The organism is Nocardia arizonensis, from assembly GCF_001310275.1.
Taxonomy (GTDB): domain Bacteria; phylum Actinomycetota; class Actinomycetes; order Mycobacteriales; family Mycobacteriaceae; genus Nocardia; species Nocardia arizonensis.
Genome location: NZ_LGYZ01000118.1, coordinates 1 through 15,090, shown reverse-complemented (window position 1 = coordinate 15,090; position 15,090 = coordinate 1). Strand labels below are relative to the sequence as shown.

General features: G+C 68.5%; 14 protein-coding genes. 3 read left to right on the top strand and 11 right to left on the bottom strand.

The window, feature by feature from the left end; genetic code table 11:
- Window positions 1–485 precede the first annotated feature (485 nt).
- The 3 genes from APZ21_RS26860 to mftF all read right to left on the bottom strand — a co-directional run bounded on the left by APZ21_RS26860 (window position 486) and on the right by mftF (window position 4,877).
- Window positions 486–1,811, bottom strand: coding sequence for a GAF domain-containing protein (locus APZ21_RS26860; protein ID WP_239476829.1), 1,326 nt, complete (start codon window positions 1,809–1,811; stop codon window positions 486–488).
- Window positions 1,812–1,988: 177 nt separating this feature from the next.
- The gene (mftG, locus tag APZ21_RS26855) at window positions 1,989–3,452 is read right to left on the bottom strand and encodes a mycofactocin dehydrogenase MftG (protein ID WP_054816093.1); all 1,464 of its coding nucleotides are present in this window, start codon (window positions 3,450–3,452) and stop codon (window positions 1,989–1,991) included.
- A 21-nt stretch (window positions 3,453–3,473) separates the two neighbouring features.
- Window positions 3,474–4,877 carry a mycofactocin biosynthesis glycosyltransferase MftF gene (gene mftF / locus APZ21_RS26850; RefSeq protein WP_054816061.1) on the bottom strand — a complete coding sequence of 468 codons (1,404 nt, stop codon included), beginning with the start codon at window positions 4,875–4,877 and terminating at the stop codon, window positions 3,474–3,476.
- Window positions 4,878–5,427: 550 nt separating this feature from the next.
- On the opposite strand from mftF, the gene mftR2 reads away from it, so the two are divergent.
- Entirely contained in the window at window positions 5,428–6,066 is a 639-nt protein-coding gene (gene mftR2 / locus APZ21_RS26845) for a mycofactocin system transcriptional regulator MftR2 (RefSeq protein ID WP_239476828.1), read from the top strand.
- Window positions 6,067–6,121: 55 nt separating this feature from the next.
- Window positions 6,122–7,177: a ferredoxin--NADP reductase gene (locus APZ21_RS26840; protein ID WP_054816092.1), complete on the top strand. Its 1,056-nt coding sequence runs from the start codon at window positions 6,122–6,124 to the stop codon at window positions 7,175–7,177.
- Here APZ21_RS26840 and APZ21_RS36070 read toward each other — a convergent pair.
- The 3 genes from APZ21_RS36070 to APZ21_RS26830 are packed head-to-tail and all read right to left on the bottom strand — an operon-like array spanning window position 7,161 to window position 9,292.
- Window positions 7,161–7,286 (bottom strand): hypothetical protein, encoded by a 126-nt coding sequence (locus tag APZ21_RS36070; RefSeq protein ID WP_275426227.1) that lies wholly within the window; start codon window positions 7,284–7,286, stop codon window positions 7,161–7,163. The two genes, APZ21_RS26840 and APZ21_RS36070, sit on opposite strands and share 17 nt — an antisense overlap.
- A complete protein-coding gene (locus APZ21_RS26835) occupies window positions 7,283–8,044 on the bottom strand; it encodes a glutamate racemase (RefSeq protein WP_054816059.1) in 762 nt (253 codons plus the stop codon). Before APZ21_RS26835 ends, APZ21_RS36070 begins: the two co-directional genes overlap by 4 nt.
- A 51-nt stretch (window positions 8,045–8,095) precedes the next feature.
- On the bottom strand, window positions 8,096–9,292 hold the full coding sequence (locus APZ21_RS26830) for an NAD(P)/FAD-dependent oxidoreductase (RefSeq protein ID WP_054816058.1): 1,197 nt from the start codon (window positions 9,290–9,292) through the stop codon (window positions 8,096–8,098).
- Window positions 9,293–9,659: 367 nt separating this feature from the next.
- Here APZ21_RS26830 and APZ21_RS26825 point away from each other — a divergent pair, with 367 nt between their 5' ends.
- On the top strand, window positions 9,660–10,877 hold the full coding sequence (locus APZ21_RS26825; RefSeq protein WP_082393481.1) for a lipase family protein: 1,218 nt from the start codon (window positions 9,660–9,662) through the stop codon (window positions 10,875–10,877).
- A gap of 3 nt (window positions 10,878–10,880) precedes the next feature.
- Here the strand turns inward: APZ21_RS26825 and APZ21_RS26820 are convergent, their stop codons facing one another.
- The 5 genes from APZ21_RS26820 to APZ21_RS33360 form a co-directional block, all read right to left on the bottom strand.
- Window positions 10,881–11,687: an alpha/beta fold hydrolase gene (locus APZ21_RS26820; RefSeq protein ID WP_054816057.1), complete on the bottom strand. Its 807-nt coding sequence runs from the start codon at window positions 11,685–11,687 to the stop codon at window positions 10,881–10,883.
- 42 nt (window positions 11,688–11,729) lie between these two features.
- Window positions 11,730–13,292, bottom strand: coding sequence for an MFS transporter (locus tag APZ21_RS26815; RefSeq protein ID WP_054816056.1), 1,563 nt, complete (start codon window positions 13,290–13,292; stop codon window positions 11,730–11,732).
- A gap of 178 nt (window positions 13,293–13,470) precedes the next feature.
- A complete protein-coding gene (locus APZ21_RS26810; protein WP_054816055.1) occupies window positions 13,471–14,229 on the bottom strand; it encodes a MerR family transcriptional regulator in 759 nt (252 codons plus the stop codon).
- 112 nt (window positions 14,230–14,341) lie between these two features.
- Window positions 14,342–14,659 carry a hypothetical protein gene (locus APZ21_RS26805; protein ID WP_054816054.1) on the bottom strand — a complete coding sequence of 106 codons (318 nt, stop codon included), beginning with the start codon at window positions 14,657–14,659 and terminating at the stop codon, window positions 14,342–14,344.
- Window positions 14,660–14,673: 14 nt separating this feature from the next.
- Window positions 14,674–15,090: antitoxin VbhA family protein (locus tag APZ21_RS33360; RefSeq protein WP_204249162.1), on the bottom strand; the 417-nt coding region annotated here is incomplete at its 5' end.

Below are 15,090 nucleotides of genomic sequence, written 5' to 3'. Positions count from 1 at the left end.
CAGAGCCTCCTCGATCGGTGAAACAACAGCCGGCCGAACACTTTTCGGGCAGCGCGAATAGCGCCTCCGGTCGGTGCGACCGACACGGGGCGGGATGGCCACCACGGGTGATTCGGCGAATGCGCGGGACGTGAGCACGTCTCCGGCGCGGGATCCAACAGATTTGTGAGATACGAGTTCGGTGACCGTCGTGGTCACCCCCGCGGCGAGCTGCGGCCGCCGACGGATGCGTCTAGCCCTTGATCTTTCCTCCAACTCCGCTGCCGCCACGCCGGTCCTGCGCTGCGGCTGTGTTTCGTACGTCACACGGATGTGACCCGTGCAGTGCGAACACTAAGCCCAAAAGTTATAAAAAGGAACAAGTTCCACTAAAAACTTCTGGACGCCCGTACAAGGTGATCGGGCGGCGACGGCCCGAGGACATGCCTGTGTCCGCGACCACATCAAGGCCACCTATGTGAGCTATAACACTCTGGACGTGCAGACTATGAGCCGGAACGTTGCATTCGCGTTGCATCGGCGCCCAATCGCCGATCGAGCACGCGGATCTTGGCTTCGATCTGGGCATACAGGGGCGAATCGCGATCTACGGTCGCGCGGTACGCCGCCCACGCGGCGGCGTCGTCGCGCCCCTCCTGACACGCGGTCCACCGGCGCAGCACCCCCGGATCGCCGGAGGCCAGCACCGCGGCGCGCAGCCGCACCCGCAGCTCGTCGCGGATGTCGATAATCCCGGGAGCGGTCGACCGAGGCAGGACCGGACCGGCGTACAACCGCAATGCATATTCGACATCACCGGAATCGAGCGCGGATCGCAATGCCTCGACATCGGTTGCGACATGCACCCGCAGACGGTAGGGCCGCGACGCCACCGCCCCCGGCCCCACCACCGCGCGCAACCGCGACATCGCCGCGCGAATGGTGCCGTTGTCCAGATCCGTGTCATCGAGCAGCAGCGCGAGATGGTCCGCGCCGAGGCCCTCGGGATGTTCGGCGAGCAACAACAGGATCTCCGCGTGCCGCTGCGACAGCGGCGCCCGCTCGCCGGAGATGGTCACCTGCGGCTGCCCCAGCCCGAGCACGTCGAGGGCGAGGTCGCCCGGTTCGACCGCGGACGGCTCCCGGTGCCCGTTGCGCGGCCCGCCGTGCTGCTGCGCCCGCATGGCGCTGAGCACGAGATCCATCTCCGCGGCCGTGGCCGCCGCCTTCACCAGCGCCAGGATCTCCGGCTTGGCGACCCGCACCCCGCCCGCGATCATGAGCACGCCGACCAGCCGCCCGTCCGTATCGTGCACGGGCGCGGCGGCACCGGTGATCTGGTGCATCCGGTGCAGGAAATGTTCGGGTCCGTGTATCCAGGTGGCCCGTCCGGTGCGCACCACGAGGCCGACGGCGTTGGTGCCGACGCGGCGCTCACTGAGGTCGTCGCCCGCGCGCAGGCCGATCTCGGCGGCCGCGGCCACCTGTTCGGCGTTGCCGTGCACCGACAGCACGCGCCCGAACTGATCGGCTACCACGACGATCAGGCCGGATCTGGCCGTGTCCTGTACGAGCAGCTTGTCGATCAGCGGCATCAGGGCGGCGATCGGGTGCGCGTCGCGGTAGCGCTGGAGGTCGACGCCACGCAGTCCGCGTTCGCTCAGCACTTCCATCGGGTCGATGCCGCCGCGAATGCTGCGCAACCACGATTCGAGTACCAGCGGGCGCAGCAAACCGGCCAGCTGCGACAGTTGTTCACCGCCCGCGCTAAGGTATCCGTGCGCCTGCGCGGCATAAGCTTCGAGGGCGCCGAGTTGAGTCCCCGGTTCCACCGTCGATCGATTGCCGCTTCGCCGTGGGGGCCGCCCACCCGCAAGATTGCTGACCATTTGCCTTTCTTTCCGCCCCAAACTGTACCGGCGCGATTTAGCGGGCAAGGTCGGATAGTGCGGTTTGTCCGCCAGGTCACACCCGATTCACTTCGTCGTGAAATGTGACCCAATCATCTTTCACATATGGGACGCGAAGTGGTTCGCAACGTGCTGCGCGACCATCATGACAGTCGCCGCAGGCCCACGGCCCAGCGGTACCGGCACCACCGACAGATCAACCACCGACAGCCCCCGCACACCGTGCACACCGCACCACTGGTCGACCACCGCCCGTTCGTCGCCGGCGCGGCCCATTCGGCAGGTGCCCGACAAGTGTTGCGACGTACCGAGATTCGCACGCAGCAAGGCCGAATCGACGGGCCCGCGCCAGGCGGGCGACAGCCGCGCACCCGGCATCGCGGCCACCAGATCCGCGGCCACCGCCACCCCCGCGCGCAGCGCCTCCCGATCCCGCGGGTCGGCCAGATACCGGTGCGCGAGGGCGGGCGCGACCGCCGGATCGGCCGACCGCAGCCGCAACTCGCCCACCGACCGCGGGCGCATGAGGGCGACCCCGACCCGCAACAGATGCGGATCGGCCCCGAAGCCGAACGTGTACGGACGAATCTCGACATCACCGACGGTCAGCGCGTACTCCACCGGCACGCCCGCGCGCGCGGCGCCCGGCAGCCGGTATTCCACCCCGGCTTCGGGATGGTCGCTGAACCACGCGCCGACCGGCGCCGGAGCCACCACCTCGATACCGAGTTCGCGCAGCCGCGCGGGATCGCCGATACCAGACCGCAGCAGCAGCGCGGCCGATTCCACCGCACCCGCGCACAGCACGACGCGATCGGCCGCGATCGTGCCGCCCTGGTACTCCACGCCGACCGCGCGGGTGCCCCGGAATACGATGCGGATCACCGTCTTTCCGCCCGCGACGGTCAGATTCGGCCGCGCCGCGACCGGCAGCAGACAGGCCGAGGCGGTATCGCCGCGCATACCGTCCGCGACATTGCACGGCACCGGACCGAAGCCGGTGTCGGGCACCGTATCCGGCAATGCGTTGAGGTCAGGGATTTCGGGGAAACCGGCCGCCGCCGCGACCGCCGCGAATTCGATGCTGACCGGAGCCGGATTCGCCGTCCGGCGCACCGGAATCGGACCGTTGAGTCCGTGTCCGGGAGCCGCGCCGAAATCGTGATCGCGCTCGATTTGCCGGTACGCCGGTAATACGGTGTCCAGCGCCCATTGTCCGCACCCGCCGAGTTCGGTCGTCCACGCCGCGAAGTCCGCGGCCGTAGCGCGCACGAAATATCCGCCGTTGACCGCGGCCGATCCGCCGAGCAGCCGCCCGCGCACCAATTCCGCCTCGACCGCGTCCGGCCCGTCGGTCAACCCGGTCCGATACCGCCACACCCACGGCGATTCGGGTCCGATCGGCATGCGGTCGGCCCGGCGCACCGCTGGCGGCGCCGCGGCGAGATCCGGCCACACCGGCCCCGCCTCCAGCACCAGCACCCGATACCCAGGCACCGCGCTCAACCGGGCCGCGAGCAGACAACCCGCGGTCCCCGCGCCGACGATCAGCGTATCGACCACGAGCGGAACCATCCCGCGCGCTCAGCGCGTCGGCACGGTGGGCTTGAGCGCCTCCAGGCTGCGCGCCCGGAACGCGCCGAGCCACAGGCCGGTGCCGTAGGCGATGTCGTCGAGCCGCTTGTAGGCGATATAGCGGAACGGATCGAGGCCGCCCGCGTCGCGGTGGGTGAACCAGTCGGCCAGACCGTCGGCCACCGCCATCGTGACCGCGATGCGCCGGATACGGCGCGAACAGGCCATCGCCAGCAATGTCACAGGCCAGTAGTGCCTACACATCGCCGATGCCAGCCGCCACAGTCCGGCGAAGAAGCCGCGGGCCAGATAGATGGCGGCGATCCTGGTCGGGTTGTCCAATTCGGTGAAGACGCGCCGCAGCCGGACCAGCGCCGTGGCGAGGGTTATCAGACCGCCGAGCACACCCCATTTCGACAGCGTGGCGAACAGGAAGGCGGCCAGCAGCGTCCAGGACGGCACCGACAGCGGCGAGACCATGCTCGCGTCGTGGCGTTCGCCCAGCGGCGCGGCCCCGGTGCCGTAGAACAGCTTTCGGTCGAACCAGGCCCGAAAGGAGATGCGGTGGTCGTGCGCGACGTGCGCGGCCGGTTCGTAGCGCAACCGCCAGCCCGCTTGCTCGAGTCGCCAGCACAGGTCGACATCCTCGGCCACGTGCATGGATTCGTCGAATCCGCCCTCGGTGAGCAGCGCCTCCCGACGCACCAGCAGCGCGGCGCTCGGCACGTAGGAGACCATCCCGCGCGAATGCACCGCCGATTCGCGGCGGCCAAGATCCAGCGAGGAACGGGTGTGCTCGTAGCGGGCCAGCGCGTTCGATTCGGGATCGAGCGCCACGATGCGCGGCGCGACCAGCGCCACCTCGGGATCGCTGAAATGGCCGAGCATGACCTCGAGCCACCCGCTGCGCGGCACCACGTCGGAGTCGAGGAAGGCGACGAATTCGGTTGTCGCCGCTCGCAGCCCCGCGTTGCGCGCCGCGGCCGGACCCTGTTTGCGCTCGTGGCGCAGCACCGTCACCCGGCAGCGGCTGCCCCGGTTGTCCGTGATACGCACCGGCTGGTCGGAGCCGTCGTCGACGACGATCACGTTCTGGCCGCGCAGGACCGCGAGCAGCCGGGCCAGGCCGTCGGGATTGTTGTGCAGCGGCACGATGACGGTCACATCCTCCGGGGAGGGCAACAGCCGGGGCCGCGGATTGCCGACGCCGGAGTCGAGCAGCCGTCTGGCAACGACCGCCGACTTGGGGCCGGTGACCTCGAGATACCCGTCGCCGATCATCTCGGCGGCCTCTGGGGCAAGTCGCAGCAACCGAGCGGGTGAGCCGCCGATCAGGATGCGTCCCCCGGAATATGCGCGCACCCGGGGATCGATCCGCACCCCGAATCCGTCGGGCAGGCGATCATGGCGCATTCCTGGCATGTTAGGTGGCGATTCCAGCGCGGGCATCATCGGTACGGAAAAAAGGACGGAATTCCGCGCGGAAGTCCGCGACGACCTCCGCGCGGAACATCGCGCCGAAGTCGGCCCCATCCCCCGGAATTCGTGTGCGACCGGGCTGCGACACGTGGTAATCCCTCCCTCGGCAACGGACAGGCAAATTTCGGTTCCGCCCGCGACGGCGGATACGTTTTCGATTGTCGGCTTATTGCGAGCAACCGAGGCGGCATCGGGTGGAACGGGCACAGCACCGCCCGACCGCGGGACCACCCCCGCGTCGGGGCCGGACGGACTGCGCCACCGCGGGCGCAGTACCCGCGGCGCCGGGCATGCGCTCCGGCGCGCCGACGATCATCTCACCCCGGAGCCGTTGCGCAAGCGCGCGCCTCGGTGGCGTGGCGCGCGCGTCGCGCACCGAGTCCGCCGGGGCGGAACCGGCCGACGCCGCCGCACTCTAGACTTCCCGGTGGAGCACAGCTGAACAGAACGTGCCGGCATCCCCGCCGGCGGTGGTAGAGGTGGCATGGGAGTCGGACGAATGCAGGCGAGCGGGGGCGGCAATACGCTGTCGGAGTCCGAGATCGTCGAGGCCGCGCTGCGCGTGGTCCGCGAGGACGGCGTGGAGAAGCTATCCATGCGACGGCTCTCCCGCGAACTCGGCGTCTCTCCGATGGCACCGTACTACTACGTCGCGGACAAACGGGAATTGCTCGATCTGGTCGCGACCGCGGCGTTGACGGGGGTGCGCACGCCGCCCCGGGAATCGGGTCCGTGGCAGCGGCGGCTGCGCGATCTCGTCGATCAGATCGATGAGAAACTGCGCAAACATCCCGGCCTCGGCGACATCCTGATCGAGCAGATGCTGGGCAAACAGCTCGATCTGATCACCGCGATCATGGAGATCCTGTTCGAGGCCGGATTCACCGAACGCAATGTGCTGGCCGCCTACGCGACCATCCACACCTATCTGTTCGGGCGGCGCCGGGTGAATCCGCGCGAGTCCACGACGCTCTCGGACGTCGCACTGCCCGAGGTCGTGGCAAAGGCCGCGAAATACATTTCCGACCTGCGCGGCAAGTATGTCTACGACTTCGGCATGGAGGTGTTGATCGCCGGTCTGGAAGCCCAGCTTGTCCGTCAGGCGGACGTGGACGTACGATGAAACTGAAACACGTTCTAGTTTGCCGGTCGCGCAGACCAACGTACGAGAGGGCGAGATGACTACCGTCGAGGTTCCACACGGGTCGCGTTCGGTCGTACTGCGGGTGTCCGCGGTCATCGCCGAGACGGCCGACACCTGTTCGCTGGTCTTCGACGTGCCCGAGGAATCCAAGAGCAGGTTCGAGTACAAGCCGGGCCAATTCCTGACCCTGCGCATCCCAAGCGACCTCACCGGGTCGGTCGCGCGCTGCTATTCGCTGGCCAGCTCGCCGCACACCGACGACAAACCCAAGGTGACCGTCAAGCGCACCGCGGGCGGCTACGGCTCGAACTGGGTGTGCGACAACGTCAAAGCGGGCGACAGCCTCGAAGTGCTGCCGCCCTCGGGCGTCTTCACGCCCAAGGATCTCGACGACGACCTGCTGCTGTTCGGCGCGGGCAGCGGCATCACCCCCGTCATCTCCATCCTCAAGTCGGCGCTGGCCCGCGGCAACGGGCGCATCGTGCTCGTCTACGCCAACCGCGATCCCGATGCGGTCATCTTCGCCGCCGAACTGGCCGAACTGGCGGCCAAGAATCCGCAGCGGCTGGTCGTGATCCACTGGCTGGAAACCCTCCAGGGTCTGCCCACCGCCGACGCGCTGGCCGCCCTCGTCGGACCGTACCGCGAATACCACGCGTACATGTGCGGCCCGAAGCCGTTCATGGACCGCGTGCACGACGCGCTGGCCCGCCTCGAGGTGCCGCGCGCGCGCACCCACGCCGAGGTGTTCAATTCCCTTGCCGGAGACCCGTTCGCGGATCAGGCGCCGGTCGAGGTCAGCGAACAGGAGGCCGCCGACGCCGCCACCGTCGAGGTGGAACTCGACGGCGAGGTGCACGAGCTGTCATGGCCGCGCAGCCAGACCCTCGTCGACATCATGCTGGCGAAGGGCATCGACGTGCCCTACAGCTGCCAGGAAGGCGAATGCGGCTCCTGCGCCTGCACGGTGCTCGAGGGCCAGGTCGAGATGGCCAACGCGGAGATCCTCGATCCGGCCGACATCGAGAACGGCTACATCCTCGGCTGCCAGGCGCGACCGGTCACCGACCGCCTCAAGATCCAGTTCTGAGGGTCCGATGGGCCGTCCGCACCGCCGGGTCGAGATGTTCGGTCACGTAGGCGAGCGCGGCGTCGGCGAGCGCCGCCCGCACCCGTTCGGCCGTACCGGCGTCGGTCACGGCCGGGCCCCGAGCACGCGGCCGGATTCGAAAGCCGCCGCGCCCCTGGGCAATTCAGCAGGGCGACCGCTGTTCAGCACCCGCACGGCACCGGTCCCGGCGCTCGGGCGACCCAGTGCGTCCATGCGACGGATCGTCTGCGCCGCGACGGCCTGCGCGCTGTCGAACAGCCGCACGCCCTCTGGCAGCGCCGCCAGGATCGCGTCCATCACGAGCGGATAGTGGGTGCAGCCCAGCACCACGCCCTCCACATCGCACGGAGTCTGTTCGGCGGCACGGGCGATGGCGTCACCGGCGGCCACCAGATCACCGCTGTCGATCGAATCGGCCAGACCGTGACAGGCCACGCCGACCACCTTCGCGTCACCGGCGAAGGTGGCGATGAGATCGGCCTGATACCGGCTCGCGGTGGTCGCCGCCGTCGCCCACACCGCGACCGAACGGCACACCGCCGCGGCGGGTTTGATCGCGGGCACGGTGCCGATGACCGGCACCGCGGACCCTACCTCCGCGCGCACCTGCGCGAGCGCGGTCACGCTCGCGGTATTGCACGGCAGCACGATCACCTCAGCGCCCTCGCGCAACGAGGTGCGCGCCGCGTCCACCACGCGCTCGACGACCCACGGTTCCGGTTTCGGCCCCCACGGAGCGCCATCGGTATCGGTCTGCAACAGCAGATCGACATCGGGACGCAGTGTGCGCAGCCAGGCCGCCGTGGGCAGCAACCCCAAACCGGAATCGATGAGCGCGACGATCACCGGACCACCGTATTACAGGTCGCCGAGCGCTCCGACACGGCCGCCGGGCCGCTAGGTGGCCGCGAGCAGTTCCGCGACCGGTGCGGCCGCGGCGACCTTGGCGCGCACCTTCATGACCGCACCCGTCATGCCGCCGCCGACCACACCGGTGAGCTTGCCGTCCCGGGAGAAGTAGGCGAGGAATTTGCGACCGTCGTCGGAGACGAGATCGACGGTGTCGTCCGGGCCCGGTGTGCCGAGAGCCTGGATCTTCACGTCGTACTGGTCGCTCCAGAAGTACGGCACCCGGACCGCGCTCGGAGGTTGCGCGCCAAGCAGCGCGCAAGCCAGTATCTTGGCCTGTTCGCCCGCATTGGTCCAGTGCTCGACCCGCTTGCGGTCGCCGGTCTCGTGCAGCCAGGCCGCGACATCGCCGACCGCCCACACGCGGTCGGCCGAGGTCCGCCCGACCTCGTCGGCGAGTACGCCGCCGCCGGCCGCGGGTTCGGCCAACTCGATGCCGGACTCGGCCAGCCATTCGGTGACCGGACGCGAGCCGACGCCGACCACCACCAGATCGGCGGCCACCTCGGAGCCGTCGGACAGCCGCGCACCGCGCACCCGCCCCGCGTCGTCGCCGAGCAGGGTGTCGAGTCCGGTGCCGCAGCGCAGGTCGACGCCTTCCGCGCGGTGCATCCTCGCCACGAGTTCGCCGATGGTCTCCCCGAGCACCGAGGCCAGCGGGGTCGGCTGCGGTTCGACCAGCGTCACGGCCAGTCCCTCGGCCCGCAGGGCGGCCGCGACCTCGCAACCGATGAAGCCCGCACCGACCACGAGCGCCGACTTCGCGCCGGTCAGCCCGGCCCGCAGTGCGGTGGCGTCGGCGTGATCGCGCAGCACGTGCACGCCCGCGAGATCCGGCAGGCCCGGCAGCCGACGGGGGCGCAGTCCGGTGGCGACCACGAGGTGGTCGTAGGACAGCGCGGAGCCGTCGGACAGGGTCACCGTGCGCGCGGCGGTGTCGACCGCCGTCGCCTCGGTGCCGAGCCGCAGCTCGATCCGCTTCTCCTCGAAGAATTCGGCGGGCCGCAAAGTGGTGTCCGTGGTCTCACCCCGCACGAACTGCTTGGACAGCGGCGGCCGGTCGTAGGGCAGCATCGGCTCCGCACCGACCAGGACAAGTTCCCCCTCGTAGCCCGCGCGGCGCAATTCCTCGGCGGTGCGCAGGCCGGCGAGCCCGGCCCCGACGATCACGATCGGCGCTGTCATGCGGCCATCCCTTCACCCGTTCGATACCGAGCACCCTAATGTCTGCTTGGTCGAGGGTGGGTTCCCGCGTCCACGCAGCGATCGGACGATCGCAGAGCCATCGTATCCACCGTCGCGGGAACGGCACTCGCGCGCCGGTCCGCGCACACCGCCCGACTCGCCCGACTCGCCCGAATCCGACGCACACGCCACGCCCGGCATCCGGCATTCGTTACACCTTCGTTCACATACACTGTCGGCGGGGCCGGAAAATTTCCATTTACGACAAACGCGGCACCCGAGACCATGACACAGAAGGGTTGAAAAGAACACGTTTCCAATCGTCGGTCCCGGCCCGTGGTAGTCATCCCACGTGCCGACTCCCAGGATCGATGGAAATCTTGTCTTTCGCACTCTCACCGCCGTACTCATCGGCGGCGCGACCGCCCTTTCCGCATTCGGTTCCGGCGCCGCCTGCGCCGCTCCACGCTATCCGACACCCGATCCCGACCCGTTCTATGCCGCACCGGCCGATATCGCCGAGAAATTCCCCGGCGAGGTTCTGGAAACGCGGGTCATGCCGCCGCTGGCGACCTTTCCCGGAACCGCGGTCACCCTGGTGAAATTCCGCTCCACCAATTCCCAAGGGCGGCCCATCGCGGCGACATCCACCGTGCTCAGTCCGCCGTGGCGGGCCGCCGACGCACCGCTGCTGTCGTATCAGCACGTCATCAATGGTCTCGGCGCCCAGTGCGCGATCTCCCGCGTGCTCTACACCTCCGACCCGAATCTCCAGGTCCGCGAGGCCGCGGCACTCAACGCGGTGCTGGCGCGCGGGTGGAGCGTGGCCCTTCCCGACCACCTCGGGCCCACCTTCGCCTACGGCGCCGCCCGTCTCGGCGGTCAGATCACCCTCGACGGCATTCGCGCGGTCCGCGCCGTCCCCGATCTCGGACTACACAACAGCAGGGTCGCGATGGCGGGCTACTCCGGCGGCGGAATGGCCACCGCGTGGGCCGCCGCGCTGGCCCCGCGCTACGCTCCCGAACTCGATATCGTCGGCGCGGCCACCGGCGGCGTCCCGATGAATTTGATGCGCATGATCGAAGTGGTGAACACCCAGCCGCATCCGGCGTTCGGGTTGGTGATGGCCGCGGGCATCGGGCTCGAACGCGAATACCCTGACCGATTCCCCATCAGCGATTCGATGAATGCCCGCGGATTGGCCGCGCGTGACGATGTCGCCAATGGCTGCACCAATGACATTCTCGCCATCGGCGCGTGGCGCAGCGTCTCCGATTTCGCGAGCAGTATGGCATTGACGACCGATCCGCAGGCGCGGGCAGTCATCGAGGAGAACAGCCTCGAACTCTTCGACGGCGTGCCGAATATGCCGATATTCGAATGGCATTCGGCCTCCGACCCGCTCATACCGGTGGATTCCATCGTCGCCACCAACCGACGCTACTGCGCGGCCGGTGTGCCCGTGCAGGCCGAACTCACCCCGTCGCCGGAGCATATGTCCGCGGCGGTACTCGGACTGCCCGCCGCCGCGATGTGGCTGGACGCGCGCTTGCGCGGCGAGCCCGCGCCGTCGAACTGCTGAGCGTCACTCCGCGTCGAGGAAGTCGATGACGTCGCGGGCGAATCGGCGGTGCGTGATCGCGGCGATATGCCCCGCCTCTGGATAGATGATCAGGTGGGAATGCGGAATCCCGTCGGCCGTGCGTCGGAAATTGGCGGCCGAATAATATTCGTCACGCTCACCGCCGATCACCAGTGTCGGCGCCTTGATCTCCCCGAGCCGGTCGGAGATGTCGAAGGCGTCCTCGGCGCGCACGAACGCCAGCGTGTCGGCGGGGTCGCGCGGGCGCAGGAACGGATCGGCCAACCACATCGCCGCGAACACCAGCCGATCCACCGGCCCGCGCGAATGCGGGGCCATATGATGCAGCGCCCGCTTTCCCGCCGCGGCCGCCTCCGCGTAGTTGAGCTGATCCGCCCGCGCCCGCTCCTCCAGCCGACACCCCGCGGCCGCGATCACCAGCCGCCGCACCGCCCCCGGGTGATCGGCGGCCAGCTGCAACCCCACCGAACCGCCCGAGGAGATCCCGAGCACATCCACCGGCTCACCGAACTCCGCGAGTAGCGCCTCCGCGTGCTGCGCCGCGATATCGGCCATGGTGGTCCCCTCGGCCATCCCCGGCGCCCGAGTCACCGCGTACACCCGGAACCGGCACGCCAGCCGTGCGAGCGTCCTGATCTCGGAGTCACGAATCCACCGTGACGGATTGGCATGGTCAGGACTGAACCACCGCAGGAACACCAACGGCTGCCCCGCCCCGAACGCGAAATACGGCAGCCCGCACGCCAACGCCCCCTCCGTGACACCGAACACACCGTCGAGCTTGCTCATACGTCAATGGTCGCCGAGAGGATGTGATTTTGTCAGCCGAGATCAGTGTGCGCGACCTTCGCGGCGTGGCATCAGCAGATAGGCCGCCGCCGCGAGGACGAACGGAAGCAGACTGACGGTCAGCATGGTGAGCCGCAGTGCGTCCGCGAAGTCCTGTCCGAGATGCAGGCCGTTGGCGTACCGGATCAGATTCGGATCGAATCCGCCGCTGCCGGGGCCGAGCGCCAGACTGCCGCGCACGGCGTCGACGGTCCGCTCGGCGTCGGTCGCGGACAATCCGCGCGACTCGGCCTCCGCCAGCCACTCCTTTTCGAAGAAGACCCGGAGAAGCAGCAGGTAGATGGTCGGCCCGAGCGCGTAACCGGTCATTCCAGCGGCCAGCTGCGCGGAAGCCACCGTGCCGGATTGCGCCGGCGGCGCCTCGGACAGGACCGTCTCCGACACCGATGTGGATGTGACAAGTGCCCCCAGGTTGCACAGCCAAACGGCGGGCACCAGCAACCAGATCGCCATGGTTGGGCCGACCGTTCCCGCCATGAACAGCCCGCTCATCCCCAGCACTGCCAGGCCGGCGACCATCACCGGTCGCGGACTGTACTTCCCGATCAGGCGCCCGGTCAGAATCACCGCGGCGGCGATCAGCAGAGTTCCCGGCAGGTACAACAGGCCGATGGACTCCGGCGACAGCGAGAGCACCAAGCTGCCGAACTGCCCGAGTGCGATACCGAGCCCCGCGGAGAGGAGGTTGAGCGTGAGGTTCGCCGTGAGGGCCACGCTGAACCCACAGCTGCGGAACAACGCCAAGTCGAAGGCGGGCTCGGCGACGCGGCGTTCGTGGCGCACGAAGAGTGCGGCGGCCACCGCACCGACCACCGCAGCCAGCACGGTCGGAGGCCGGGAGACGCCTTTCTGCGCCGCCGCGAGGCCGACGACGAGCGCGAGCAGAGCCGTTCCGACCAGGACGATGCCGACCACGTCGAGCCGTCCGCGCTCTCGGACGGGCGACTCGGGAACGTACTTGGCGCTCAGCCACAGCGAGGCCAGGGCGAGCAGCGGGGCGACCAGGAACAGCACCCGCCATCCGACCGCCGCCACCGCCAAGCCGGTCAACGCGGGCGTCACCCCGCACAGAAGCATCTCGACGGCCATGAACGCGCCGATAGCCGCCGCCCGCTTGTCCTCCGGGACCGAGGTTTTCAGCAGTGCCAGCGGCACACCGAGCAGCGCCGTCATCCCGAGGCCGCCCACCAGGCGCATCACGAACAGGAATCCGTAGCCGGGCGAGAGCGTCGAGAGCAGGTTGACGATCGTGACGAGAACCAGCCCCGACATCATCAGCCGTTTGAGCCCGAAGGCATCTGCGAGATTGCCCGCGGCGAGGACGCCCGCGGCCATCACCAGCGTCGCCGCTCCGCCGAGCAACCCGACGAGCTGAGCCGGGACGTGCAGGTCCCGGCTCACCTCGGGCAGGTTGAGGCTGAGCACCAATGGATCGACGACGGTGACCGTGAACGCGATCGCCAGTGCGAGGACGATCGGCGTCGTATTCGCGTCGCCGCGGGACCGGATCGCAGCCACCACGCACCTCCCGCATCGTCGCCTCATTCGGTCGCCGCGTCCCGCGCGGGCGTCAGCGACCCGGCGAGCGCGGGTCCGGCCCCGCGGAAGACAGCGGGCGCGGCCTCGGGTCGACATGCGACACGCCGGTCAGCTACCGTCCAGCGTATCGCGGAGACGCCGCACGGCACGCCGTGCGCGCCTTCCGAGCGACCGCCGCGTCGCCCTAGTCGTCCAGACGCGAATCGGCGTACGCGATCATGGCGTCACGCTGATATTCGGCCAGCCCCTCGGCGATCTTGTCGTAGGTGGCGGTGAAACGTTCGTCGTCCACGTACATGCGGCCGAGGCGTTTGTACGCTTCGCGATTCGGGGTCCAGAAGCGGCACGTACCGCGGTAGTGGCCGTCGACCTCGGCTTGGACCGCGGGATCATCGACTGGGGTGCCCGCGGCCATGAACTCTGCCATGCGGATCATCGCCGCGGTGGCCTCGCGCTGCATCCGCTCGATGTCCTCGGGCGTGAGTTCGGCGGTCCGGCGCCGAGAATCTTCGAACTCCTCGGGCCAGCGACGGCGCGCCTCGTCGTCGTACTCGGTGTGGTCGAAACCCTCGAACAGGTTCTCAGGACGGTTGATCGTGACGGCCATGTCGGCCCTCCCTTCCAATTCCGCGATGGTGCGCGCCACGGTCTCGGCCATCCGTGCCAGGCGGTCGCTCTCACCGACAAGCCGAACATGCTGCCGCTTCAGCGCGGCGAGCGTATCTGGTTCGGAATCAACCGATTCCGCGATCTCGGCCAGCCCCAAACCCAACTTCCGCAGCACCAGAATCTGCTGCAACCGCAGCAACTGCTCCCGCTCGTAATACCGATACCCGTTGGCGCCCACGCGGGATGGCGCGAGCAGCCCGATATCGTCGTAGTGCCGCAACGTCCGGGCCGTAACCCCCGACATCCGCGCCACTTCCGCGATAGACCAACTCATCACCCATCCCCTCGCCCGGAGGCCGGACCTTCCGCCCTCCACCGACAACGCTAGAAGTTGCCGCAACGTCAAGGTCAACCCGAAATCGCCGCGGGCTCGGATCAGCCCCGAATCAACGACGACAAGGCGTCGCGAAGCGGTCCGTTGTCACACGGAAGACATCGTCCGCGTACTGCTCGATATGCTGCGGAAGGCAGAATGGGTCGGATTTCGCGATCCCCATCGATCTGATCTCGCCGGCCCACGTGTAGAGATCACCGAAGATCTCCCGGTGAAAGGCTCGCAGGTGGTCGAGATCGTAGACGCCGGGCAGGATGCGGGTTCCCAGGTCGGTTATCGCGGCGAAGGTCAGATCGGCTTCTACGCTACGCAACCGGCCGGCGTCGACGATTCCGAGACGGTTACGTAGCACGCCCGAATCGGGATCCAAATATGGATCCGTGGTCACCGAACACCGTGCAGCCGCCGCACGCTTTCTCGCATCTGCGCGGTGCTGATCTCACCGTTCGCCCACCGGTCGACGATCGTCTGCGCTTCGGAGCTCGGCGAAAGTCCTTCGAGCCGAACGGAAGCCTCCGCCTGCCGCATCGACCGGTTGCGTTCCTCGGTCAATTCCTCGAAGACTTCGACCGGCACCATGACGGCCTCTGTCTTACGGTGCGCGCCGACACCTATCGGTGTGCGATCGCCACGACGAAACCTGTCGAGCAACCCGGACAACTGCTCGCGCGCTTCTCGCACCGAAAGGGTCTCCATCAACATACGGTCAAGTGTACACAAATGTGTACACTTGACGCGCTCTACCGGGCGGATTTCGAGCTGGTCACGTGCCTCCACGATTGCGAATGCAGGCGCGGCCTC

Bases quoted from the DNA above. Each gene is read 5' to 3' on its own strand.
- APZ21_RS26810 (WP_054816055.1), bottom strand. From the start codon at position 14,229: ATGAGTTGGTCTATCGCGGAAGTGGCGCGGATGTCGGGGGTTACGGCC.
- APZ21_RS26840 (WP_054816092.1), top strand. From the start codon at position 6,122: ATGACTACCGTCGAGGTTCCACACGGGTCGCGTTCGGTCGTACTGCGG.
- mftR2 (WP_239476828.1), top strand. From the start codon at position 5,428: ATGGGAGTCGGACGAATGCAGGCGAGCGGGGGCGGCAATACGCTGTCG.
- APZ21_RS26820 (WP_054816057.1), bottom strand. From the start codon at position 11,687: ATGAGCAAGCTCGACGGTGTGTTCGGTGTCACGGAGGGGGCGTTGGCG.
- mftF (WP_054816061.1), bottom strand. From the start codon at position 4,877: ATGCGCCATGATCGCCTGCCCGACGGATTCGGGGTGCGGATCGATCCC.
- APZ21_RS26815 (WP_054816056.1), bottom strand. From the start codon at position 13,292: ATGAGGCGACGATGCGGGAGGTGCGTGGTGGCTGCGATCCGGTCCCGC.
- APZ21_RS26830 (WP_054816058.1), bottom strand. From the start codon at position 9,292: ATGACAGCGCCGATCGTGATCGTCGGGGCCGGGCTCGCCGGCCTGCGC.